This window comes from Bifidobacterium adolescentis ATCC 15703, from assembly GCF_000010425.1.
In the GTDB taxonomy this organism is placed as follows: Bacteria; Actinomycetota; Actinomycetes; order Actinomycetales; family Bifidobacteriaceae; genus Bifidobacterium; species Bifidobacterium adolescentis.
Map to the genome: position 1 here is coordinate 142312 of NC_008618.1, position 24676 is coordinate 166987.

The 24676-nt window shown below is 59.4% G+C and carries 19 protein-coding genes and 1 tRNA gene; 12 read left to right on the forward strand and 8 right to left on the reverse strand.

Annotated elements, in window-relative coordinates:
- Positions 1–5 precede the first annotated feature (5 nt).
- The gene (locus tag BAD_RS00540; RefSeq protein WP_011742647.1) at positions 6–881 is read left to right on the forward strand and encodes an ABC transporter ATP-binding protein; all 876 of its coding nucleotides are present in this window, start codon (positions 6–8) and stop codon (positions 879–881) included.
- A complete protein-coding gene (locus BAD_RS00545) occupies positions 878–1435 on the forward strand; it encodes an FMN-binding protein (protein ID WP_011742648.1) in 558 nt (185 codons plus the stop codon). Before BAD_RS00540 ends, BAD_RS00545 begins: the two co-directional genes overlap by 4 nt.
- Before the next feature lie 64 nt (positions 1436–1499).
- On the opposite strand, the gene BAD_RS00550 is transcribed toward BAD_RS00545, so the two are convergent.
- The 3 genes from BAD_RS00550 to BAD_RS00560 are packed head-to-tail and all read right to left on the reverse strand — an operon-like array spanning position 1500 to position 7197.
- Positions 1500–2180, reverse strand: coding sequence for a TetR/AcrR family transcriptional regulator (locus BAD_RS00550; RefSeq protein ID WP_050731438.1), 681 nt, complete (start codon positions 2178–2180; stop codon positions 1500–1502).
- Positions 2177–4372: a YhgE/Pip domain-containing protein gene (locus tag BAD_RS00555; RefSeq protein WP_011742650.1), complete on the reverse strand. Its 2196-nt coding sequence runs from the start codon at positions 4370–4372 to the stop codon at positions 2177–2179. Before BAD_RS00555 ends, BAD_RS00550 begins: the two co-directional genes overlap by 4 nt.
- Complete coding sequence (locus tag BAD_RS00560) at positions 4369–7197, reverse strand: YhgE/Pip domain-containing protein (protein WP_011742651.1); 2829 nt, start codon at positions 7195–7197, stop codon at positions 4369–4371. Before BAD_RS00560 ends, BAD_RS00555 begins: the two co-directional genes overlap by 4 nt.
- A 462-nt stretch (positions 7198–7659) precedes the next feature.
- Here BAD_RS00560 and BAD_RS00565 point away from each other — a divergent pair, with 462 nt between their 5' ends.
- Entirely contained in the window at positions 7660–8964 is a 1305-nt protein-coding gene (locus tag BAD_RS00565) for a putative ABC transporter permease (RefSeq protein WP_011742652.1), read from the forward strand.
- 215 nt (positions 8965–9179) lie between these two features.
- Here BAD_RS00565 and BAD_RS00570 read toward each other — a convergent pair whose 3' ends face one another.
- The gene (locus BAD_RS00570) at positions 9180–9416 is read right to left on the reverse strand and encodes a glutaredoxin family protein (RefSeq protein ID WP_003807419.1); all 237 of its coding nucleotides are present in this window, start codon (positions 9414–9416) and stop codon (positions 9180–9182) included.
- A 539-nt stretch (positions 9417–9955) separates the two neighbouring features.
- Positions 9956–10028: transfer RNA gene (locus BAD_RS00575), tRNA-Lys, on the reverse strand.
- A 103-nt stretch (positions 10029–10131) separates the two neighbouring features.
- On the opposite strand from BAD_RS00575, the gene BAD_RS00580 reads away from it, so the two are divergent.
- On the forward strand, positions 10132–11637 hold the full coding sequence (locus tag BAD_RS00580) for a C69 family dipeptidase (protein ID WP_011742653.1): 1506 nt from the start codon (positions 10132–10134) through the stop codon (positions 11635–11637).
- A 143-nt stretch (positions 11638–11780) separates the two neighbouring features.
- Here the strand turns inward: BAD_RS00580 and BAD_RS00585 are convergent, their stop codons facing one another.
- Together BAD_RS00585 and BAD_RS00590 are read right to left on the reverse strand one after the other, a co-directional pair.
- Positions 11781–12812 (reverse strand): glycosyltransferase family 2 protein, encoded by a 1032-nt coding sequence (locus tag BAD_RS00585; RefSeq protein ID WP_011742654.1) that lies wholly within the window; start codon positions 12810–12812, stop codon positions 11781–11783.
- A 183-nt stretch (positions 12813–12995) separates the two neighbouring features.
- Positions 12996–13889: a TetR/AcrR family transcriptional regulator gene (locus tag BAD_RS00590; RefSeq protein WP_011742655.1), complete on the reverse strand. Its 894-nt coding sequence runs from the start codon at positions 13887–13889 to the stop codon at positions 12996–12998.
- A 157-nt stretch (positions 13890–14046) separates the two neighbouring features.
- On the opposite strand from BAD_RS00590, the gene BAD_RS00595 reads away from it, so the two are divergent.
- The 3 genes from BAD_RS00595 (at position 14047) to ftsY (ending at position 15918) form a co-directional block, all read left to right on the forward strand.
- A complete protein-coding gene (locus BAD_RS00595) occupies positions 14047–14340 on the forward strand; it encodes a DUF2089 family protein (RefSeq protein ID WP_003833742.1) in 294 nt (97 codons plus the stop codon).
- Entirely contained in the window at positions 14337–14510 is a 174-nt protein-coding gene (locus tag BAD_RS08980) for a hypothetical protein (RefSeq protein ID WP_003824971.1), read from the forward strand. Before BAD_RS00595 ends, BAD_RS08980 begins: the two co-directional genes overlap by 4 nt.
- A gap of 145 nt (positions 14511–14655) precedes the next feature.
- The gene (ftsY, locus tag BAD_RS00600; RefSeq protein ID WP_011742656.1) at positions 14656–15918 is read left to right on the forward strand and encodes a signal recognition particle-docking protein FtsY; all 1263 of its coding nucleotides are present in this window, start codon (positions 14656–14658) and stop codon (positions 15916–15918) included.
- Positions 15919–16004: 86 nt separating this feature from the next.
- Here ftsY and BAD_RS00605 read toward each other — a convergent pair whose 3' ends face one another.
- Positions 16005–17195, reverse strand: a complete 1191-nt coding sequence (locus tag BAD_RS00605; protein WP_011742657.1) for a cation:proton antiporter — start codon at positions 17193–17195, stop codon at positions 16005–16007.
- 414 nt (positions 17196–17609) lie between these two features.
- On the opposite strand from BAD_RS00605, the gene BAD_RS00610 reads away from it, so the two are divergent.
- The 5 genes from BAD_RS00610 (at position 17610) to BAD_RS00630 (ending at position 24656) form a co-directional block, all read left to right on the forward strand.
- Positions 17610–18905, forward strand: a complete 1296-nt coding sequence (locus BAD_RS00610; RefSeq protein ID WP_011742658.1) for an ammonium transporter — start codon at positions 17610–17612, stop codon at positions 18903–18905.
- 1 nt (position 18906) lies between these two features.
- Positions 18907–19245: a P-II family nitrogen regulator gene (locus BAD_RS00615; protein ID WP_003807443.1), complete on the forward strand. Its 339-nt coding sequence runs from the start codon at positions 18907–18909 to the stop codon at positions 19243–19245.
- A 156-nt stretch (positions 19246–19401) separates the two neighbouring features.
- A complete protein-coding gene (locus tag BAD_RS00620; RefSeq protein WP_011742659.1) occupies positions 19402–21228 on the forward strand; it encodes a nucleotidyltransferase domain-containing protein in 1827 nt (608 codons plus the stop codon).
- Between the two features lie 463 nt (positions 21229–21691).
- A complete protein-coding gene (gene dnaB / locus BAD_RS00625) occupies positions 21692–23071 on the forward strand; it encodes a replicative DNA helicase (protein ID WP_370866491.1) in 1380 nt (459 codons plus the stop codon).
- Position 23072: 1 nt separating this feature from the next.
- On the forward strand, positions 23073–24656 hold the full coding sequence (locus BAD_RS00630) for a Mur ligase family protein (RefSeq protein ID WP_011742661.1): 1584 nt from the start codon (positions 23073–23075) through the stop codon (positions 24654–24656).
- Positions 24657–24676 lie beyond the last annotated feature (20 nt).

The window sequence follows — 24676 nt, forward strand, 5'->3', positions numbered from 1 at the left end:
AACATATGCTGCTGGAACTCGACCACATTTCCAAGATTTACGGCGATCTGCACGCCGTCGACGACCTGAGTCTGACCGTTCCGCAAGGGCAATGGCTGGCGATTGTCGGCTCGTCCGGTTCCGGCAAAACCACGCTGATGAACATGATCGGCTGCATGGATACGCCGTCGAAGGGTTCCGTCATGCTCGAAGGCCGCCGGCTGGAGGATCTGAACGCCCGCCAGCTCGCCGATGTGCGCAAGAACATGATCGGACTCGTGTTCCAGAAGTTTTACCTCGTGCCGCATCTGACGGCGGTGGAGAACGTGATGGTGGCGCAATACTACCATTCCGTGGTCGACGAGAAGCAGGCGATGGAAGCGCTGGAACGAGTGGGGTTGAAGGAGCGTGCGCATCACCTGCCCGGCCAGCTGTCCGGCGGTGAGCAGCAGCGCGTGTGCATCGCCCGCGCGCTCATCAACTGCCCGAAGCTGATTCTCGCCGACGAGCCGACCGGCAATCTCGATGAGAGGAATGAGAAGATCGTGCTCGACCTGTTCCGTCAGCTGCACGAGCAGGGCACTACGATCATCGTCGTGACGCACGATGCGCTCGTCGCCTCCTGCGCGCAACGCGAAATCATGCTCAACCACGGCGTGCTCGTCGGCGAACAGTGGAACGACGAGGATGCGAAACGCGCGTACGAAGCGGCCGGCGGCAAGCCTGCGCACACCGGTTCCGCCGAGGAAGGCGCACAGAACGGGGGTATTGCGATTTTGTTCGCCGACCCTACGAAGGCCGCAAAAACCGGAGATACGGACGCGGCCAACGTTGCCGTTGCGGCTGGCGTTGCCGACGATACGGACGTAGAGCCCGACGTCATGAAAGGGGAGCAGGCATGAGCACCGCACAATCGAACGCAGTCAAAGTCATCGCGCTATCCGCGGCGAGCATCGCGCTGTTGTCGGCATGCGGCGAACCGAAAGCCACGCCGATGGACGACGAATACGCCGGCAATTCCGGCGAAAGCGTGCAATCGCAGGAAAATAAGTCGAAAACCGACGGCAAGGCGGCTGACAATACGGCCGGCGGCGACGCCACCACCAAAAACCATGCCGATGACGCGAATTCCACGACGTCCAGCAAGCAGGACACCGGCAACTACGCGGATGGCGACTACTCGATCAACGGCCAGTACGGGCCGGTCGGCGAGGACACCATCGACGTGCAACTGACCGTCAAAGACCAGAACGTGACGGCCGTGAACATCGTCGGCCATCCGTTCACGTCCATCTCCAAAAAGCATCAGAACGACTTCGCCAAAGCCGTGCCGGACGCGGTGGTCGGCAAGCCGTTGAAGGACCTTAAAGTCGACAAGCTCGCCGGTGCCAGCTGGACCTCCGAAGCCTTCAACAAGGCGTTGGAAGTGGCGCGTCAGGAAGCGTCAATCCAATAGCCCATTCCTTCTGAAACCGACACGGCATGCCCGTCTTGCGTCGGTGCGGACGGTTTTCCTGTGGTTACCGTGCGGATTCGGCGCATACGTTCGGCCAGAGCAACGTGGCCATGTTCTCGGCCCAGGAATCAGACTTGCGTTCCTTGCCGGATTGCCGTTCCCCTCCGGCTTCCTGCCCCGCCAACGCTTTGCAAGCCAGCATGGAACCCAGCACCGTGCTGAACAGGAACGTGTAGTCCAAACGGTTTTGAAACACTCCGTCGGCGATGCCACGTTCCATGAACCCCACGAACCGTTCTTCGGCCGGCGCTAGAACTTGTGCTGCGATCGCCTTCAGCGTGGCGTTGTCGGAAGACAGCACCACGCCCACGGCTTTCAATCCGAGTTCGCTGTCGAAGCAGTTCTGGATGCGTCGCAGCATGGTGGCCAGTCCGCTCCGCGACGGCTTCAAATCGTTGAAATTCGGTAGTCCGGCAACTTCCGGTTGGATGCGTTGCAATAAATCGTCGGCGTTTCGGTAGCGTCGGTAGATTGTGGTCTTTGCTACCCCTGAACGTCGTGCGACCTCTTCGATGGTCACCGCTCCGATACCATCGGAAATCACTATCCCCAATGTGGCTTTCATGATTTTGCGGTCGGTTTGCTCCCGTAATCGCTCACGTCGGCCACGTACTGTGCCGACGTCTTCCTGCGTGGTTTTTTGCACCGTCTTCCGCGTGCCCTCTTGCGTGGTTCCGCCCATCATGCCGCGATCACTTTCGTGCTTTCCAGCTTGCTTACGTACCAATGGTTGAACTTGACCAGTGGAATGCGCAGTAGCAGACCTATCAGCAGCAGCGGCGGAATGAACAGCAGTAGCGCGCCAATCGCAAACCAGTAATCGTTACTGTAGATTCCGCCGATCGCCGCGCGCATTGCTGTGATTGAATGCGTCGCAGGCAGGAACGGGCTGATGCCGCTGATGATTTTCGGCAGCACGGCCAGCGGATATGCGCCGTTCGCTCCGGAGATCTGCATGACGAGAAACAGCACGCCGATGGCTTTGCCGACGTTGCCGAAGCTGGCCACGAGCGTGTAGGTGAAGAACGAGAACACTAGGCTGCTCACCCAGCCGGACAGCATGAACAGCAGCGGATGCACCGCCTGGACATGGAGGAACAGCAGACTGCCTCCCAAGGAGAACGTGCTCTGCAATAGTCCGATCACGCCGAACACACCGTAATGTCCGAGAAACAGCTGATGCGGTTTCGGGTCGCCGAGTTCCTTGCGCACCTTACGCGAGACGGTGGTCTTGAGCGTCACTGCCATGAGCAGCGAACCGACCCACAGTGGCAGGATCGTGTAGAACGGTGCCATCTGCGAACCGAAATTCTTGACTGGGAACACCGCGTTGCGTTTCACTTTTACAGGGGCTGCAAGCGCGGCGGCCAACGAGTCGGTATTATCGCTGAGCACATCTTTGACGGCGCTCATATCGCCGCTGTTCAGCGCATCGGTCAATGTTCCTGTGAATGCGCCCAGTTTTTTGCCCGCGCCGGCCAGACTATCGGCGGTGGAATCCAACACGCTGCTGATGGCGGTCAGATTCTTATCCGCGGTCTTGGTGGTGCCGTTCAGATTGCCCAGCGCGCCTTTCAGATCGGCCGCTGTGGCATTGAGCGCGGTGGTGGTGCTGGTAATGGACGTGGCGATATCGTCAAGTTGCGGTTTCAGTTGGCTCTCATAGTCGGTTTTGATGCCACTGACGGACGTTGCCGCCTGCTGCGCCAGTTTCTTGATCTCCGCACGTTCGGCCGTGGTATCGCTTACTTTGGCGTCGATGTTGTCGGCGCTGCCATTCAGCGCCGATGCTAGGTCGTTGAGCTGTGTGATGGTGGTGCCGACGTTGGTTTTGAGATGGTCGATGGCGTTCCTCACCGCTTCCGGCAGCTTTTCGTTTGCGCTGAGCGCGTCGAGCGAATCATAGATCTGCTGGTAGCTTTGCGCCTGCTTGCTGATGTTCGTGGCCTGGTTGCGTAATGCGTTGGCGGTGTTGCCGGCCTGCGTGCCCGCATTGCCGAATAGGCTGTCCACATCTGCTTCCATGGCTGTGAAGCTGTTGGCGGAATCAGTCAGAGCCGTGCCCAGCGCGGTGGTGCCGGTCTTCAACGCGCCCGTCAGATCCTCCACGCCGCTGCCGGCTTGCTTGAGTGTTGTTCCTGCGCTTTTCGCATTGCCGCTGACATTGGCGATCAGACCGTCGGAGGACTCAAGCAGATGCCGTGCGCTTTGTGTCAGCGTGCTGAACGTGCGGAGCGTTCCGGAAGCGTCGGTGAGCGTTTCCGCGAAGTCGCTGATATTGCCGTTGAACTGCGTGAGTTGTTCCTGCGCGGCTGGCTTGTCGAGTTGGTTGGCGAGTTGCGATGCCACACTCAGCGCGGTGCTGGTCAGTGTTTCGGAGAACGTCTCGTTGACCTGCGCGCTGACCGTATCGGCGCCTTGGCCTGTGATCTTCGGAGCCAAGGCGTTCTTCTTTTCATTGTTGTAGTAGGCGATTTCGGCGTGGTCGCCATCGGATGCGAAGAACGTCATCATACGGGTGCTGAAGTTCTTCGGAATCACCACAGCTGCGTAATATTCGCCGGATTTGGTGCCGTTGATGGCTTCTTTTTTGGTGGTGAAGGTCCAGTCGAGCTGATCGTTGGAACGCAGCGTGTTAACCACTTGGTCGCCGATGTTGATCTTCACTGGAATGAGGTCGGACCGGTATCCGTCGTCCTCATTGGCTACGGCGAATTTCAGATTGCCGGTATTGGCGAACGGGTCCCAGCTGGCGGCCACGTTGAACCATGTGAAGATGCCGGGGATCACAACGAGTCCGATGACGATGATGATGGAGACGACGTTGCTGGTGATTCGCCGGATGTCGCCGACGAACAGTTTCCAGATGGTTTTCATGCGTTGCTCCTTTCCTCGGTGTTTTCGGTTGTCTCGGTTGTCTCGGCGGTCTCGGTAGTCTCGGTGGTGTCCGTGGCGGCATCGTTCGCGGCGGCGCTTGGACCGGTCGTCTGCATTTTCTGCACCAGTATGGCGATTCCGTCATCTTCATTGTGGTTGACGCCCGTCACGTTTTCCGTCGTTTCTTTGATGACGCTGGTATTGCGATTATCGGATGTCGTGCGTTTGCCGCTGGTGCGTCTCCGCGTTTTGCGCAGCAGTCTGTTCCGCCGTTCCTGTTGCGCCCGCTTTTTGCGACGGATGCGTGCCGCTTGGCGCTCCACCAGCATGGATTGGATCGATTCATCGCTCAAATGGCCGAGCTCCACTTGACGGTTCAGATTATCGCGCATGTATTCGATGACCATGAGGAAGCCCATGATGAGCAGAATCCAGACGACCCACGTGGCCAGTACCACCACTTTCTCTCCGTTGGTGAACGAGAACACCGCCGCCAGAGTTACCGGAACTACGAATCCGATCACCAGAGCTCCGCGCTTGAGTTTCGGGTACAGTTCCGCGAACCGACTTGCGCGTTCCTCGATCACCTCGCGGTAACCGCCTTTGTCGGCCAGCACCTGAATGGCTTGGGACATGTTGTATCCGCGTTCCGGAAGCTCCACTTCCTCGCCGATAATCATGTCGCTTTCCTTGATTTCGCGGGCGAAGAGTCGGTTGAGGTTGACCAACAGAGGACGGACCACCAGACCGATGACGAACGCCATGGCGGCAAACAGCAGCAGCGTGCCGATCGCCTTGATCCAATGGCCGTCGTAGAAGCCGGCGATGGTCTCGCGGAATGCGTCTATCGAATAGCTGAATGGCACGAACGGATAGACCATGCGGAAGAACTTCGGCATCATCTCGATCGGATACAGGCCGGAAGCGCCTGGAATCTGCACGATCACCAACGCCACGCACAGGCCCTTGCCGATGTGCATGAACGTGGTGGACAGCGCGTACGTGATGCTCAGATATACCAGCGATGTGATCATGCCGGTCAGTATGAACAGTGGCGCGCAAGCCGTCTGTACGCCGAGTATCAGATCGCCAACGGTGCAGATCGCGCCTTGAATGACGCCCATCGTGCCGAGCAACAGGTATCGGGCCAGATACTTTTCGGTTGCGGTCGGATCGAGACCCTCAAGCCCCTCGTCGTCCACCTCCACTTTGTAGATCACCACAAAGGCGAACGCGCCCACCCACAGTGCCAGATTGGTCATCAGCGGAGCCATGCCGGAGCCGTAGGAGTTGACGGGATACACGTTCTTCGTGTCGATTACGGTCGGGGACTCCATGAACGAGGCGATCTTATCCGCGTCAAGCGAACCGCTGCCGGTCAACGATGCGAGCAGATCCGTAGTGCCCAGCGCCTTCAGGTCGGTGCTGACGGTGGTGAGCTTCGTCTCCATCTTCGCCAGCTGCTGGTCGGTTTGCTCAAGGCCGATGCGGGCGTCTGACGCCACTTGGTCGAGTTGGTCGAGCACGATGTTGGTTTGCCTGACCACGCTGTCCTGGCTGGTCACGGTGCCGGCAAGTGTTCCGGCCGTCCCAGCCAGCGAGCCCAGCGCGGAATTCAGTCGCGGCAGTGCGCCTGAATTGATGGCGTTGCGCGCCGTGCCTGCGCTTTTGAGCGAGTTCTGCGTGCCTATGTTGAAATCGGTGGACAGTTTGGATACGCTGCCGGCTGTGTCCTGTGTGTTCTCGCTCAGGGTTTTGAGGTCGGCGAGTGTTCCGGCTGCCGTGTTGTTGGTATTCTCCAGTTTGCTGATGATTTGCTGGTATTGCGCGTTGTCGCTGGCGGATTTGAGCTTCTCGAGCAGTTTCGCATTGCTGTCGGTGATGTTTTGCATGCCGGTCACCGCCTGCTGCGCCGATCCACTTGCCGCGGATACCGCCGACGAGATCTGGTTGATGCTGGCTGTGGATTGCGCCGTCGCTTGGGAAACAAGTCCGGATCCGGTTTCCAGCGCGCTGTTGGCGTTGGACGAAAGCGTGTTGAGCTGGGTTTGCGCTGTGCCGATGGCGGTGGATGCGCCTGCTAGTCCTCTGCCTGCGCTCGCCGCGGCCAGCTGCACGTCGTTCAGGGCATTGCGTGCTGCTTTTGTCTGCTGTGGCACATTGGCTAACTGGGTGTCGAAATCCGCGATTGCGGAGCGGATCGTGCCTACGTTCCGCTTGGTGTTGTCGAGTTCGCCGATGGTTTCGTTGGCGATGGCGTTGGTGTTGCCGCTGATGGTGCCGTTGGCCGAGTTGACGGCTTTGACGAGCACGTCGCTGACGGTGGAGACGAAGGTGTTGTTGACGGTGCGGTCGACCACGGTCGCGCCTTGGTCGGTGATTTTCGGCGAAATCGGACTCGCCTTCTCGTTCACGTAATATTCGAGCGTGGGGCGATGCTTGCTGTTGGTGACGACGTTGGCCAGATCTTCGCTGAAGTCGGAAGGGATGACGATTGCGGCGTAGCAGTCGCCCGACTCCACCGCTTCCATCGCATTGGCTTTGCCCATGAACTCCCAGCCGAGCTGGTCGTTGCTCTTCAGCGTGCCTTCGATTTGATCGCCGAGATTGACTTTGCCAAGCAGCGCGTTGTCTGTGCCTTCGTCCATGTTGGCCACGGCCACTTTGATGCTGTCCGTGTTGCCATAGGGATTCCAGAACCCGTAGATGTTGAACCATGCGTATAGCGGGGGAATGAGAATCAGGCCGATCATAATCACCCACGCGGCGGGTACGGTGACCAATCGTTTGAAGTCACGGCGCAGGATCTGCAGTACGTTGTGCATTGTCTCTCCGGTTTGGCGAATCAATTCCCTTATATGGCGATACGTGTTCCGTAGCGCTACGCGGTTCGTATCGTATACCGTGCTCTTGGACAATCGCCATCGCGTTTCATGGATGACGGAAATCGGGTCGAGTACTGCGGCAAAGCCTCGGCAAAACCATCGCCGGCTGACGTAGCCCCTTCCGCTCACGTCCGTGACAAATCGCCATTTCTGTATGTCCGTGAGCGAAAGGTGGTAATAAATCGCTATTTTCCGTCCGTATTTATACCCCCATTCGCTCACGATGCGCTATACATCGCCATTTCTTGCGGACGTGAGCGAAAGGTGGTGTGCGAATGGCGATTGCAGCCAGCTGACGTCCCCCTCTTTTGCTCGCGTCCGCCAATAATCGCACCTGAACCGCTTTTCTTGCGGCGGATATTGCCTACGTTTGGTAGCGTGGGCTGAAGGAAGGAGCGGCATATGAGCGAAACCGCACAATCTGAATCACGATCCGAGGATTCCGCCGCGGGCAAGACGGATGGAGAAATCAAGGCGATTGCCGCCGAAACCGAAATCGCGGCTATCGAAGAAGGCGGAAAGCAGGGCACTGGCGAAGTCGGCAATCCCGCTGACCGTCGTCTGCCGTTAATCGTTCGCATTTACGGCATCGTCATGCTTATTGAAGGCGTGGTGACGCTGCCGTTCATTGTGTTGGCGTGCCTGTACTCGATTCGCGCGGTGTTTTCCGGCAAAGTGGCGTTCGATGCGCTCAGCCTCACCGCGATTCTGTCGGTGGTTCACGCGGCCGTGCTGCTGGTCGTCACCGCGTGTCTGGCGGTGTTCGGCGTGATGCTTATTATGAACAAGCGTCGGCATATCGCGCAATGGACGTATCTGATGATTCCGCTCACCCTTGCCGAAGGCTTGCTGTCGCTGGCATTGCAGGGACTTGGTGTGAATTTGATCGGCCCGGCTATCCAGCTTGTCGTGCTCATAGCCCTGCATGTCACTGCCGATCCGTCGCTGCGTGAGGAACGTCGTCTCCAGTTCGCGTTGCGACGTATGGATGCCCGTAGCGCATACGAAGACGCCGCTTCCCAGGGTATGGCTGGCCGCGATTTGACCGGCAAGGGCTATATTTCGCTGGATTTCTTCAATTTGTTCTGGTTGTTCGCCATCGGTTGTGTGTTCGGTTTGGTGATCGAGACCATCTACCATTTCGTGCTGTTCGGCGAATACCAGGATCGCGCAGGCTTCCTGTGGGGGCCGTTCTCGCCGATTTACGGCTTCGGCGTGGTGATCGTCACCGTGTTGCTCAACCATTTGTGGCAGTCGAATTGGTTGCTGATTTTCTGCTCAAGCGCGGTGATCGGTGGCGCGTTCGAATATTTCACCAGCTGGTTCATGCAGGCCGCGTTCGGTATTCGCGCATGGGATTACACGGGGCAATGGCTTTCGATTGACGGGCGTACGTCCGGCAAATACATGTTCTTCTGGGGTATCCTCGGCTTGATTTGGGTCAAGTTGATTCTGCCGCGATTGTTGCGATTGATCCAGCGTATTCCGTGGAAGATTCGCTATTCGTTGACGCTGGTCTGTTTCATACTCATTTTCGTCGATGGCGTGATGACGCTGATGGCGCTTGACGCTTGGTATTCCCGCATGGCTGGGGTTGCGCAGAATTCGCCCGTTTCGCAGTTCTTCGCCACGTATTTCAATGACGATTTCATGGCCCACCGATTCCAGACCATGAAGATCGACCCGTCCACTGCCGGTCGTATGTAGGCTGGTTTTTGCGTTTTGCGGGTTTTGCTAAGCGGCTGGTCGGGCGATGTTCCGGCTGGCCGCTTTGCTTTGGGTGGCTGATTTTGAACGATTTCGGACGATTGCAGTGGGGTTTTGTTGCGGGTTTTGCCGCGGGGGATTTGATTCTTCCGGATTATTGCCGTTTGGGATTCGTGCCTTCCGGCTGTCTGGATGCTTGACTGCTGTTGCCGCGCCTACGCCGCGATGCTTTGCGCCAGCTGGCGGATGAGGTCGGGGCGATGTCCGCTCCATGAGGAATTCGGTGAGATGACGACCGGAATTTGCTTGAAGCCGGCGTCCTTGATCTGTTCGAATGTGGACGGATTCTGCGTCAAATCGACCGCCACGTACCGCACTCCCAGTTTGGAAAGCTCTTGTTCGGTGGCCTCGCATTGAGGATTGTTCGGATTGGTGAAGACGGTCACGGTCATTACTTTTCCTCCCTATGCAATCGGCTTCCTTTGGTGCGGAAGATCTTGTCGGCCACGTTTTTCGATTTTGCCCGGCTGAGCAGGCCGTTCATCAGTATACACTACCCGTAGTGGCGTTTCGTGCGTTCGCCCACTGTATATAGTGGGGAATTTCCCGTAATACCGAATCTATGCGAACAAATGTTCGATATATTCGAGTCTATCATTATCCTCGATTGCGCCACGCCGGTTGCATGCGTATGGTCCGTCCGCGAATCGCCCGCGGGCTGTTCGCTATTCATTTCGGAACACATATTGCGATTTCGCTCGTTTTCTTACGATTGTGAGCGAAAGGTGGTGCCGCATAGTGCGGTAGGGGGTATAAATCGCCTTATTTTCCATACTTTTCGGCGCACGTCGCGAAATAATCGACCGAAATTGCGATTCGTGAGCGAAAGAGGGTGCGCGATATGGTGCGTTCCGTATTGAAGTGCTGAGACCTCATCCCGAAACAAATGAAAAAGTCCTGAGAACCATCGGCTTCCAAGACTTCGAACCTGTGCCCCCCGTGGGATTCGAACCCACAACCCACGACTTAAAAGGACGCTGCTCTAACCGTTGAGCTAGAGGGGCAACAGCAACATAGTATACAGCATATTCGGACCAATCGCCACCACGGGCGTCGGACGGGCGTCGAAATGGCCTTCGGAGTGTTGGTGTGCCTACAATCGAAACCATGTCATGTACCACAATTCTTGTAGGCAAAAAAGCAAGTTACGACGGTTCGACCATCATCGCCCGAGATGACGACTCTGGTTCGGGACGTTACGATCCCAAGAAATTCGTAGTCGTCGCACCGCAGGAGCAGCCGCGGCACTACCGCAGTGTGCTGAGCCACGTTGAAATCGACCTTCCCGACAATCCATGCCGGTACAGCATCGTACCGAACGTGCTTCCAAATCGTGGAATCCTTGCGGAAGCTGGCGTCAACGAACGCAACGTGGCCATGAGCGCCACCGAAACCATCGCCGTCAACGAGCGCGTGCTCGGCGCCGACCCGCTGGTCGCACTGCAGCCGGCCGACGAAGCCAATGGTAAGCCGGAAACCCCAGGCGGCATCGGCGAAGAAGACATCATCACCCTCGTGCTGCCGTACGTCAACACCGCGCGCGAAGGCGTGAAACGTCTGGCCGAACTGCTCGAAACGTACGGAACGTACGAATCGAACGGCATCATCATTTCCGACGTGGACGAAATCTGGTACGTCGAAACCATCGGCGGCCACCACTGGATCGCCCGCCGCGTGCCGGACGACAAATGCGCGATCATCCCCAACCAGCTTGGCATCGACTATTTCGATTTTGATGACGCCTTCAGCGACGCACGTGAATTCATGTGTAGCGCCGATCTGCAGGAATTCATCGAAACGCACTATCTTGGGCGCGCGGCGGGTACGCAGGGCGGCATGAACGGCGGCCACTGCAACCCGCGTATCGTATTCGGCACCGCCACCGCGAAGGACCACATCTACAACACGCCACGCGCCTGGTACATGTACCGCTATCTCGATCCGGCCGACGCGGAAAACCTTACCCCTGAATCGGACGATATTCCATGGTGTCTCGAACCGGAGAATGCCGTGACCGTCGAGGATGTCGACTTCCTGCTCGGTTCGCACTTCGAAGGCACCCCGTATGACCCGTACGGCACGCAGGGAACTGAGGAAAGCCGCCATCGCTACCGTCCGATCGGCATCAACCGCACCGGACACATGGTGGCCATGCAGATTCGCCCGTACGCGCCCGTCGAAAGCCGTTCGATCATGTGGATTTCGTACGGTTCCGGCGCGTTCACCACGTCCGCCCCGTTCTATGCGAACGTCGACGACACCCCCGCCTACCTGCGCGACACCACGCCGGAAGTCTCCACGGACTGCCTGTATTGGACGAACCGCCTGATTGCAACGCTCGCCGACGCGCACTTCTACGAGACCAGCAACGCGGTCGAGGGCTTCTCGGAAGATGTCCGTTCCTTCGGCCACCGTCTGGTGGAACGTACGGATGATGCGCTTGCGACTGCCGGCGCAACGGACGCCCCGTCCGTCACCGCCCGTCTTGCGGCGGCCAATGACGAGATGGCGGACTACCTGCGGAAGCGCAATACGAAGCTGCTCGGCGACGTGCTATACACGTCCAGCAACCTTATGCACAACAGTTTCGCCATGTCCGACCGCTGGAACTGAGCGTGATTCCGCGCGCTGAAGCGTTCGATAAGCGTTCAACACGCGTTCGGTAAACGTTGAGGGGCTATCGACTCGTGCCGATGGCCCCTCAACGTTATACGGGAATCAAAACCTGCGAGAACTTCGAAACTCGCGCACGAAGATCAGTTGAACCCGACCACGTGCTCGGCCAGGAAATACCCCTTGCGGATCACGAATCGGCCGGCCGAACCGCGCAGGTTCAACGCACGCGACATCGCCTTCTTACGCACGTCCTTGTAAATCGTCGGCGAATATGCCTCGATATCCGCCCACATGGCCTTCTTCTTCTCGTAATTCTCCGGCTCGCGCGACAGGATCATGAATACGCTCGCCACGGAGCTTTCAATCGCAAGAAAATGAATCATATAGCGGTACAGTCCGTCTGGCACCGTACCACGTTCGGGGGTGGCGTGCACCATGCATTGGTTGACGAGCCGCAGCTGGTCCACGCGTCGGATCATCACGTCCGTCTGCACGCTCTGCCCGTCGCGGCCGATGAAATAGTGATAGAACGGCGTGTCCAGATACTGCAGCGACTTGACCCACGGGAACGGCTGATACGCGTAGATGAAGTCCACGTAGAACGTGTGCTCCGGCAGCTGCATCTTCGATTCGCGTACCACGGCCGTGCGGTAGACAAGCGCGTGCATGAGGATGTATTCGGTCAGTCCGAAATGCCCTAGATCGTCCCAGGTGAGCCGTTTGCCGGGCTCCATAGCGTGACGGAAGTTCACCACGTGCTTGTTGCGCTTGCCCACCTTGTCGTACACGTAGTTGGTGACGAGCATGTCGAGCGGGTCGTCCTTGCCGACCTCGTCGCGCAGCACGGCCAGAACCTGTTCCAGCGATTCGGGACCGACCCAATCGTCCGCGTCCACGACCTTCACGTACATGCCGCTCGCCGCCGCAATGCCGGTGTTGACCGCGCCGCCGTGGCCTTTGTTCTCTTGATGGATCGCGCGGACGATCCCCGGATTGCGCGCCTCGAACGTCTTCGCCATCTCCAGCGTGCCGTCGGACGAGCCGTCATCCACGATCAGCACTTCGATGTCGTCGTTGCGCTTCGACGCGATCAACGATTCGACGCACCGTTCCAGGTATTCCGTCATGTTGTACGCGGGCACCACGAAGGTGAGCGTCTTCTTCTCCTGCATATTCTTCCTCGGATCGGGCTCGTGTCGGGCCGTGCGGCTGGCCGACCGCTCCGGCCAAAAGCATAACGAAACTAACGTAGCACCATGTGCGGTTCCGGGGCACGGTTTTGCACACAAACGGCACCCTGAAATACGCAATCTGCACCTGAAATTTCCCCTAGGGTCATTTCGGGTGACGGTATGTCAGTTTTCGTCAATTGTTGATTGTTTTTGCGATTCGTGCGGGCTTTGCGGGTTTTGCGATTCGTTCGTCTCGTCTGATTCGTTTGATTCGTCTGCCGCTTGCGATTTGCCTACTGCTTGCGATCCGTCCGTCACGGTTGTCCCGTCCGTCGCGTCATCTCCCGCAGCAACCGCCTTCTCCTGCGATTTCGCGGCCTTCTTGCCCTGCTTCTCCTGCTTGGCGATCGCCTTCGCTTCCCGCGCGGCCTGCTTTTCCGCCTCGCGGGCGGCCTTTTCGCTTTCGTAGCGCAGTTCCGGCTTGGCTTCCATGCGGCTCAGCCCATACCATGCCAGGTTCACGATATGCGCGGCGAGCTGCTCCTTGCTGAGCTTGCGTTGGTCGGCCCAGTATTGGCAGGTGTACACGGTCATGCCGATGAGCATCTGCGCGTAATACGGCACGCTTTTGGCCGGCAGATGCTGGCGTTTGAACGCGTCGGTGAGAATGTCCTCGACGCGTACGGCAATGTCTCCAAGCAGCGAATTGAACGAGTTGGACGGGTCGGTTTTCGGCGAATCGCGCGTGAGCACGCGGAAGCCTTCGGCGTTTTCCTCCACGTAGGTGAGCAGCGCAAGCGCGGTGCGTTCCACGATTTGGCGCGGATGCGCCTGCGGGTCGGACAGCGCGTTGATGAGAACGTCGGTGAGCGCGCGCATTTCGCGGTCCACCACCACGGCGTACAGGCCTTCCTTTCCTCCGAAATGTTCGTAGACGATGGGTTTCGACACTTTTGCGGTCGAGGCGATCTCTTCCACGCTCACTGCTTCGAATCCCTTCGACGCGAACAGCGAACGACCAATTTCGATGAGCTGCTCGCGCCGCTGATACGACGTCATTCTGGATGTGTTAGCCATGCTGTCCAGTTTTTCACGTCCCGTGGATAGCTCCTTGACCGTCCGACCCCCACGTATCGTCCGATTCTGGTGAATCGGACACGTGTGTCATATTGACAATGCTTCATTGCAGCTTTAATATATTTAATAAATAATAAATTTTATTAAAGGGGGTGATGTGGACCGTCTACCAGAATGGTTGGCCAACCTTGCGGAGGAGGATTTGGCCTTCATCAAGAACTTCGTGCTATCGTCAGGATCTCTGAAGCAAATGTCCCAGCTGTATCAAGTCTCCTACCCGACCATGAGGCTCCGGCTTGACAGGCTTATCGAAAAAATACGGTTGAACGACAACGAGACGGAGGATCCATTCATCCTCTTGGTGAAGAGTCTCGCCATCGACGATAGATACGACGTCGACACGGCTCGAATACTCATAGACGAGTACAGAAAGAGAAGGGATGAATCATGAGCTGGACATGGATCGCATTGTTGATTGAGATCCTAGGCGTAATCGCCGTATTCGTTCTGGTCTTCCTCATCGCGAGGAGCCTGATTCGCTACGCAAATTCCCTAAAGAAAGGAGGCAGTCCTTCAAAGCAGGCAGCGGAAGACAAAAAAATCACTCTTCATGATTTATAAAAACGTTACCAGATATATCGAAGTCAAAAATCGCATTATCGATGCCCTGCATGGCAGAGCACCTTATTCCCCTGGCGGATCGGACATTCGTGGTGCGTCCGCAGGGCGGAGCCGGAGTGTCCGTTGCGCTTTTTAGGCTGGAGCCATGGATACGAATGTGATTATTGCGATTGTCGCTGTTGTCGTTATTGCGGCAATTCTGGTGATCGGCGGATGGTGTCTCGGTAAGACCCGCAAGAACGCCGTCAACAAGTCCACTGAGGATGCGAAAGCGGCTGCTGATGCCCGTCTTGCTGCGGAAGCAAAGTCGGCTGCGGCTGATCCTTCCACGGTGAAGCCGTCCGTCGATTCCAATGTTGATGCAGCTGAAAAAGCTCCGGCTGAAAGTCAGCAGAAGTCCTCAGCTCAAGCTTCCTCTTCCGAAACGGCGGCTCCTGCACCAGCCACCGAAGCCAAGCCCGAACCGGTTCATGAAACCCCCGAATCCGCCGGCACGCGCATGCAGCGTCTTAAGGCGCGCCTGTCGAAATCCGGCAATCCGTTCGGCAAGGCCCTGTTCAACATCCTCGCCAAGGATCAGCTCTCCGAAGCTGACTGGGAGGACGTCGAAGACACCCTTCTGCTTGCCGACGTGGGCGCGGAAGCCAGCGAACAGCTCGTCGAGGAACTACGCAACGACGCCCGAATCGCAGGCCAGTCCGACCCGGCCGAAGTGCGTGCCGCGCTGAAAGACAAGCTGCTGAAGCTCGTAGGCACTGACACGGATCGCCGCCTCAATGCCAATAAGGAAGGCGCGAACAAACCGAGCGTCATCATCATGGTCGGCGTGAACGGCACGGGCAAGACCACCACTGCGGGCAAGCTTTCCCGCCTGCTTGTTTCCGAAGGCAAGCAGGTCATGTTGGGAGCTGCCGATACCTTCCGCGCTGCGGCCGCCGACCAGTTGGAGACTTGGGGTGCGAAGGTGGGCGTTCCGGTCGTGCGTTCCGACAAGGACGGCGCCGATCCTGCGTCCGTCGCATTCGAGGCCAGTGCCAAGGCCAAGGAAGAGAACGCCGACGTGCTCATCATCGACACCGCCGGCCGCCTGCAGAACAAGGCGAACCTCATGGACGAGCTCGGCAAGATCCGCCGCGTTACCGAAAAGAATCTTCCGGTCGACGAGGTGCTGCTCGTGCTCGACGCCACCACCGGCCAGAATGGCATGACGCAGGCCAAGGTGTTCGCCGAAGCCATCGGCATTACCGGTGTGGTGCTCTCCAAGCTTGACGGTTCCGCAAAGGGCGGCATCGTGATTTCCGTGCAGAAGGAGCTTGGCGTGCCCGTCAAGCTCGTCGGCCTCGGCGAAGGCCCGGACGATCTTGCCCCGTTCGATCCGGAAGGCTTCGTCGACGGCATCCTCGCCTGACGTTCCCATATTTTCCGGATTTGCGATTTCCGTAGCGAAAACCTCCCGTCACGTTCCGTACGTGGCGGGAGGTTTTCGTATTGCGATTACTGCTCAGCGCCAGCCGTACCGGCAGCCGCAGCCCCCACTCCCGGCACCTTCCGGATCGTCAGCTTCAGCAGCAGCGGCGCGACCAGCGTCACCAGCGAAATGATGAAGATGATCGTCGAATAGTATTCGCTGCCGAGCACATGCTCGTTGAAGCCGATTTGCGCGGTAATCAACGCCATCTCGCCACGCGGTACCATGCCCGCGCCGATCATCAGCGCCGAAGCGCCGCCAAAACCGGCCATGCGGCCACCCAAACCGCAGCCGACGACCTTCGTGATCACGCCGAGAACCGTCATGATCGCAATGAACACAATCATCTTCGTATCATCCACGCCTGTGGTCTGCAGGCCGATGCCCACGAAGAACACCGGCACGAACAACGTGTCTCCAACCGGCTCGATATACCGGTCCGCGTCCTCCGCGTAATCGCTGTTGCTTACCGCGATGCCGGCGAAAAACGCGCCCACCGCGTAGCTCAACCCGGCCAGATTCGACGCCCACGCCATCGCCAGGCAGATGATCACGGCCATCACCGCGATGCCGGACGGCGCCTTCAGCACGCCAGCCAGCGTCATCAGCGCCGGCGCCACCCAAACCACCACCACGGCGGCCGCCACAAAGAACAGCACCTGCTTGAGCAGAATCAAACCCAGCCCTGCCACGTCCACGCTGCCGGTGTTGACGAGCGTGCACATCACGGACAGCAGGATCACGCCGATCACATCGTCAGCCACGGCCGCGCCGAGAATCGACACGCCTTCCTTCGAATCAAGCAGTCCGGCTTCCTTCAGCACCGCCACGGAAATCGACACGGACGTGGCGGAGAACACCACGCCGATGAACGCAGCCGGAATCGGCTTGAAGCCAAACAGCAGGCTCACTCCACCCATCACCGCCACGGGGAACACCACGCCCATGCACGCGATGATGACCGCCGCCTTCGAATATTTCTTCAGCAACTGCAGGTCGCAGCCGACACCGCCCAAAAACATGAGGATGATGATGCCGAGGTCGCTGAACAATGACAGCGAATCGCTCATGTGCATCACGCCCAGCAGCGAAGGGCCCACGAGAATGCCGACGAGGATCTGCCCGATCACTTCCGGCAGCTGCGCTTTGCGGCAGATCAGCCCGGAAACCGTGGTCAGCATCAAAATGGCGCACAGTGAAATGATGAACGTTGCCATGGTCCTCGCCGCTCTCTCGTTACGCGCGCCATACGTTCGCCGCACCGCGCGTTCGGTGTACATGCCACGCGCTCGCCGTACGCGGCGTTCTCCCGTCGCGTGCCACGCGTGTTCCGTAAGTTTCAGCTACCTAACTTACTCCGTCCGCAGCGTTGCCCGCCGCTTCCGTCCACCGTCGCAATTTCATATTGCGATTGCCGGGCGATTATGCCTTCCGTATTTCCGTACCGCCAGTTTCGTTGGAATTCCGCCATTTTTCGGCGTAGGTTGACGTTCCGTGCGGATGGCGTTACGTTGGCGTAACACGTCGTAACGTTTTCAAAACGCGGCCGGCGTTCCATATCGTTCTGTCAGCCCCACACGATGGGGACGGAAATGTTGAACCAAATATAGAGAAAGAAAGAGGAGGGTGACATGGGCCAGCTTGATTCTGGAAATGCCGCGTGGATATTGACTTCCGCGTCCCTTGTGTTCCTCATGACGCCTGGTGTGGCGTTCTTCTATGGTGGCATGGTCCGCGCCAAGGCCGTGCTGAATATGATGATCATGGAGGCGGCCGCACTGTCCGTCACGATGATCATGTGGGTGCTGTGGGGTTGGTCGATCGCCTACGCCGGCACCTCGGTCGGCGGCATCTTCGGCGACCCGGCAACCGGCTTCCTGCTGAAGGACACCATGGTTTCCGATAAGGGCGTCTTCACATCGGCCGCACTGAACGGCAACAACTACCCGGTCAGCGTCGACGTGGCCTTCCAGTCCGCGTTCGCCATGATCACCGTCGCGTTGATCTGCGGCGCCATCGCCGAACGTGTGAAGTACTCCACGTGGATGATTTTCGTGGCGCTGTGGATCACGTTCGATTACGCTCCGCTCGCTCACATGGTGTGGAACGGCGGCCTGCTGTCCGCTGACGGCGCCATTTCCCAGGCGATCGGCGCAGCCGCCCACGATTTCGCAGGTGGTACGGTCGTCCACATCAATGCCGCAGTCGCCGCTCTGGTCATCGTGCTGATCATCGGCAAGCGTAAGGGCTTCGGCACGCAGCCGTTCCGCCCGCACAATGTTCCGTTCGTCATGCTCGGCGCCTTCCTGCTGTGGTTCGGCTGGTTTGGCTTCAACGCCGGTTCCGCCTTCGCAGCCAACGGCACCGCCGGCTACGCGTGGGTTTCCACGTCCGCTGCAACCGCTGCGGCAATGCTCTCCTGGGGCTTCACTGAGAAGATCCGCACCGGCCACTACACCGCAATGGGTGCCGCTTCCGGCATCGTCGCGGGCCTCGTCGCCATCACCCCGGCCGCCGATGTGGTCTCCCCGCTGTGGGCCATCGTCCTCGGCGCCATCGCCGGTGTGCTCACCTGCCTGGCCTGCGGTCTGAAGTTCAAGCTCGGCTATGACGATTCCCTCGACGTCGTCGGCGTCCACGGCGTTGGCGGCTTCACCGGCACCGTGCTCATCGGCTTCTTCGGCGAAGGCACCGGCCTGTTCGCAGGCGGCGACTGGAGGCAGCTGGTCGTCCAGATCATCGTCGCTCTCGTGGCCATCGTCTGGTCCGCCGTCATCACCGGCATCATCGCCTTCGCTCTGGAGAAGACGATCGGCTGGCGCGTCACCGAAGCCCAGGAAGTCGGCGGCATCGATCTTGCCGACCAGGGCGAACGTGCTTACGATTTTGCTGGTACCGCCAGCTCCGTCCTCAAGGAGGTGAAGTGAGATGAAGCTCATTACCGCTATCATCCAGCCCCATAAACTCGACGATGTCAAGGAAGCCCTCGCAGCCGCGGGCGTGCACGGCCTGACCGTGTCCGAGGCAAACGGTTATGGCCGTCAGCGCGGCCACACCGAGGTCTACCGTGGCGCTGAATACACCGTGGATCTCATTCCGAAGATCCGCATCGAGGTGCTGTCCGACGACGCCGATGCCGAAACCCTGGTTGGCGTGATCGTCAAGTCCGCCGGCTCCGGCACCATCGGCGACGGTAAGGTCTGGGTGGCTCCGCTTGACTCGGTGACCCGCGTGCGCACCGGCGAAACCGGTTCCGCCGCCATCTGATCCGTCCGGCCTTGTGATCGGGCCGATTCGGACAAGATGAAATAAAGACCCCCGGGCTTGAAGTTCGGGTTATCAATTACGACACATCCCCGTACGTGCCTCGCGCCGTGCGGGGATTGTCATAAGTCGTCATAGGTTTCATAAGGAACGTGCGTTATGACTTCAGCAGTCGATGGTTTCAAACAACGGTTCATGGCCATGAGCCAGCCCGACGCCGACGGCGTCTACCGCAATGGCGCGGCGAAACGCAAAGCCCGCACGGAATTGGCCATGGGCAATCTCACACAGTTGTGGAACGAAGCCTGCGAGGCGGTTTCCTTCGATGTTCCGGCAACCGGCATCGGTCTCGGCGCGGTCGGTTCGCTGGCACGTGGACAGGTGGGCCCCAGCTCCGACCTTGATCTGGCGGTCATCTACGAGCCGCACGCGCTGACCGACCAGCAGCTCAACGAGCTCGCCAACAAACTGTGGTATCCGATTTGGGATTCCGGCCTCGACCTCGACCAGTCGGTACGTACCGTCGCGCAATGCGAGGCCGTCACCGACCGCGACCTGCCCGCAGCTATGGGATGGTTGGACGTGGTGCCGATCGCGGGGGACACTGGACTTATCGAAAGCACAGCCGTATCCATATTGGAACGATGGCGCAAGGCCGCGCGCAAACGTCTGCCGGAACTGCTCGGCTCCGCCAAATCGCGCCTCGACGAATTCGGCCGCATGGCCTACATCAACCAGCCGGACATCAAGGAGGCACGTGGTGGCCTGCGCGACTCCGTATTGGTGTCCGCGCTCGCCGCATCCTGGCTTGCCGACCGTCCGCACGGCACGTATGACGACGCCGTCGAACGGTTGCTGGACGTGCGCGACTGCATCCATCTGGTCGCCGGCAAAGATACGAACATGCTGCTATCGCCCTACCAAGCCAAAGTCGCGGCGATGCTCGGTCTGGCCGATCCGACGCTGCCCGATGGCGAACGTGAGGCGAAGTCGATCGACGATCTGCAAACGTTGCTGGCACGCGTCGGCCGGCAGATCGCGTTCTCCCTTGATTCCACCGCGTCGCGCGCCGAGCATTCGCTGACGCACGACAAGCCGCGATTCGCCTTCTTCCAAGTGTTCCAGCCGCGCGGTGGCGGCAAACGTCAGGCACCGACCTTCGATGTGATTGCCCCCGGCGTGGCCAAGCATGAAGAGGAAATAGTGCTCGCTCCGGGCGCGGAACCGGCCGCCGACCCGAACCTCGTGCTGCGCGTGGCCGTCGCGGCCGCGGAATTCGGCCTGCCGATCGCCCCGGGAACGTTGCGGAATCTCAAAAAGTGCCCTATCGGCGACCGGAACTGGACGGACGAATCGCGTGAACTGTTCATACGATTGCTGGCTTCCGGCCCCGCGCTGCTCAACGTGTGGGAAGACATCGATTTCATCGACGTGCCCGGCAAGCTCATCCCCGAATGGTTGGGCGTGCGCAACCGGCCAAGCGCGTCCGCCGCGCACCGCTATACGATCGACCGGCACATGGTGGAGGTCGTCACGCGGCTCGGCCGTGAAACACCCAGCGGTGGGCGGTACGACGACCGGCATTACGAGGCGCTGCTGCTCGCCGGCATCCTGCATGACATCGGCAAACGACCGGGGGTGGCCAACCATGCGGCGGAAGGCGCTCGGCATGCGACCGTGGTCGTGGAACGCATGGGATTCGACCGCGACATCGTCCGCTGGGTCACGCTGCTGGTACGCGAGCATCTGACATTGTCGGAGTTCGCCACAGGCCGCAATCCCAATGATCCCAACGTCGGCGATGATCTGGCCGGCCGGCTCGACCATAATCCCGTGCTGCTCGACATGCTGTTCGACCTGACCCGCGCCGACGGCTCCTCGTTGGGGGCCACGTCCGGCGAGACCATCTCCAAACAGTACGGGTGGAGCAAATGGCGTGAAACGTTGGTGCGCACCATGTACAACGCCACCCGATACCACATGTGAGCGGGTTTCTCGCATGCGCCAAGCCGATATGCCCCCGTATTTCTCGTCGTTTACGGAAAAGCGGGGTGCATATCACCTTCCGTTCACTTCGGCAAATCGAAATAAGGGAATCGGGGTACATGCTTTAGGATGTCCCCAAGTTGTCCACTCAGTTATCCCCACTCTGTGGATAAGTCGAAACGTTTTCCACATGGTTATCCCCAATATGTGGATAACTCGGCTTTTTTCGACTTTCTTATCCACACCAAAGCCATTCGCGCGTGTCGTTCGGTGGATGCGGAGATTCATCCATAATCTCAATGCAACACCGGTCGTGACGGCACGCACGTATTATGGTTTTCCTCGGTATTGAACACATTCGATTGACTGCTGCGGTTGGAGGGACATGGCGGAGAACGACTCTTGGAACAACGGTTCGGCGCAGAACCGCGGATTTTCGAACGCTGGAAACGGTGCGAACGGCATGAACGGCCGATCCGGCCAAGCCGTGCGCGACGCCCTGTTCGACCGCGTGCCGCCGCATGACGACGCCGCCGAAATGGCGGTGTTGGGCGGCATGCTGATGAGCAAGGACGCCATCGGCGAAGTATCGCAGATGATTGACGTGTCCGACTTCTACCAGCCACGCAACCAAACCGTGTACGAAGCGGTCATCAAACTGTTCTCGGCCTCCCAGCCGGTCGACGCCGTGCTGGTGGCCAACGAGCTGCTCGCCGAAGGCAATCTGGAAAAAGTGGGTGGCTCCGACTATCTGCACAGCCTGGTCGCATCGGTTCCGACCGCCGCAAACGCCACGTATTACGCCGACATCGTGCATCAGCGCGCCATCCTGCGTAATGTGATCGCGGCCGGCACCAAAATCGCACAGCTCGGCTACACCGCAGAAGGCTCGCAGGCCGAAGACGTCGTCAACCTGGCGCAGGCCGAAGTATATGAGATGTCCACCGGCAAAGTGCGGCAGGACTACGCGCCGATCGGTACCGTCATCGCCGATACGCTTGACCAGCTCGACCGTCTGCAAAGCGGCGAAGTGTCCCGAGGCGTGCCGACGGGCTTCCGCGACATCGACGACGTGACGCAGGGCCTGCAGCCCGGCCAGATGATCGTCGTGGCAGGCCGACCGGCCATGGGCAAGTCCACACTCGGTGTGGACTTCGCCCGTTCCGCGGCACTGCATCACGGATTGACGACCATCATCTTCAGCTTGGAAATGAGCAAAAACGAGTTGGCGCAACGTATCATCTCCGCTGAATCCAACATTCCGCTCGCCGCCATGCGCCGCGCGGACGACATCACGCCGGAACGTTGGGCCATCCTGAACGAGTTGCAGGGCAAGCTGCAGAACGCGCCCCTGTTCATCGACGACAGCCCGAACATGAGCCTGATGGAAATCCGCGCGAAATGCCGCCGACTGAAGCAGACGAACGATTTGAAACTCGTCGTCATCGACTACCTGCAGCTCATGACCTCCGGCAAGGCCGTGGAAAGCCGCCAGCAGGAAGTGTCCGACTTCTCCCGTGCGCTGAAGCTGCTCGCCAAGGAGCTGGAAGTGCCGGTGGTGGCACTGAGCCAGCTGAACCGTGGCCCCGAAATGCGTCAGGACAAGAAGCCGCAGCTGTCCGACCTGCGTGAATCCGGCTCTATCGAACAGGACGCCGACGTGGTGTTCCTCGTGCACCGTCCGGACGCCTACGACAAGGAGGACCGCCCGGGCGAGGCCGACATCATCATGGCGAAGCATCGTAACGGTCCGACCGACACGTTCAATCTTGCGTTCCTTGGCGCGTATTCGAAGTTCAAGGACATGCCCCAGGATTACCAGTCCCAGCAGGAGGCGGTGTGATATGGCTTGGAATTCCTTCGCGACCCCGTTGATCGGCAAGGCCGTGCGCGCGGCCTCCCGTTTGGCGCACGGCGGTGGCAGCGCGTTCCCCGGCAAAATCGTGGAACGCATCGACCCGCAATTCCTGTCGCGCACATTGGCGCAACTGCCGCTCGGCGTGGTGCTCGTCTCCGGCACGAACGGCAAAACCACCACCACACGCATGGTGGCCAGCATGCTGCAATCGCTCGGATTGAAGGTGTTCACCAACCCGACCGGCTCGAACTTCACCCGTGGCGTGGTTTCGTCGCTGCTTGCGGAAGTCTCGCTTTCCGGCAAACTCGACGCCGACATCGCGGTGCTGGAACTCGACGAGGCGTACGCCGTGCATTTCGTCAAGCAGGTGCCGCCCGACTACTGCCTGCTGCTCAACGTGATGCGCGACCAGCTTGACCGTTTCGGCGAGATCGACAACACCGCGCGACTGCTGTCCAAAGCTGCGGAAGCCACCACCGGTACCGTCGTGCTCAACCGTGAGGACCCGCGCATCGCCCGTCTTGCTGACGTGGCGCATACGGAAGACGGCGTGGAAGTACGCTACTTCGGCCTTGACGAATCGTTGCGCGGCTTCTTCCCGTCGGATGACGACATGAGCACCACTGTTGACGCGGAAGCGCACGACAGTGCGGAACATGGCGGAAATATTGGCGATTCGGGCAATGCCGGCGATACTGCCGATGCCGTTGCGGCTGCCGCGCCGGCCACATCGCAACCGCAGGACGGTCCCGACGCGCTGCCCGCCGACGTGACGTTGCGCGCCGTGGGCGACCACCGCGCCACCTTCGCGATCGACGGCGAAACGTATGAGACGGCCGTGAAACTGGAAGGCGTATACAACCTGTACAACGCGGCCGCCGCGCTCGCCGTGGTGCGCGCCGTCGCAGCGGACGCGCAGGCGATGTTCCTGCCGTTCGAAGACGCGCTCGCCGACAGTGTCGACGCGGACGGTCCCGATGCCGGTACCGAAACGGACGGCAACGGCTCGCATGACGCCATCGACCAGGCCGCTGCGGACGAGATTCTGCGCGCGGCAGGCGTCTCACCCCGTATGATCGCCTTCGCGCACGCCACCACGCAGGCCATGATCGACACCGCCGGCGAGGTCACACCGGCATTCGGCCGAGGCGAGGTCATCACCGTGAACGACACCCCCGTGGAACTGCTGCTCGTCAAAAACCCCATGGGCTTCCGCCTGTCGCTGGCCTCGTTCAAGCCCGAAGGCTGCGACACCATGATCTGCATCAACGACGAATACGCCGACGGCCGCGACATGAGCTGGCTGTGGGACGTGGACTTCACCTCGCTGCGCGGCACCGGCGTCAAAGCCGTGTCCGGCGTACGCGCGTGGGACATGGCCCTGCGCCTCGAATACGATCAGGTGCCGGTCGAATCGGTCAGCACCGACCTGGAGGAATCGGTCGTGAACTTCGTGAACGCGAATTCTGGCACCCCCAAACACATCTACTGCACGTACACGGCCATGCTGAAAACGCGTGCCGCGCTCGCCAAAATCGCCGACGTGGCCGACGCCGGCGTGGGCAAGTGAGCGCCGCGCGAAACGAAACC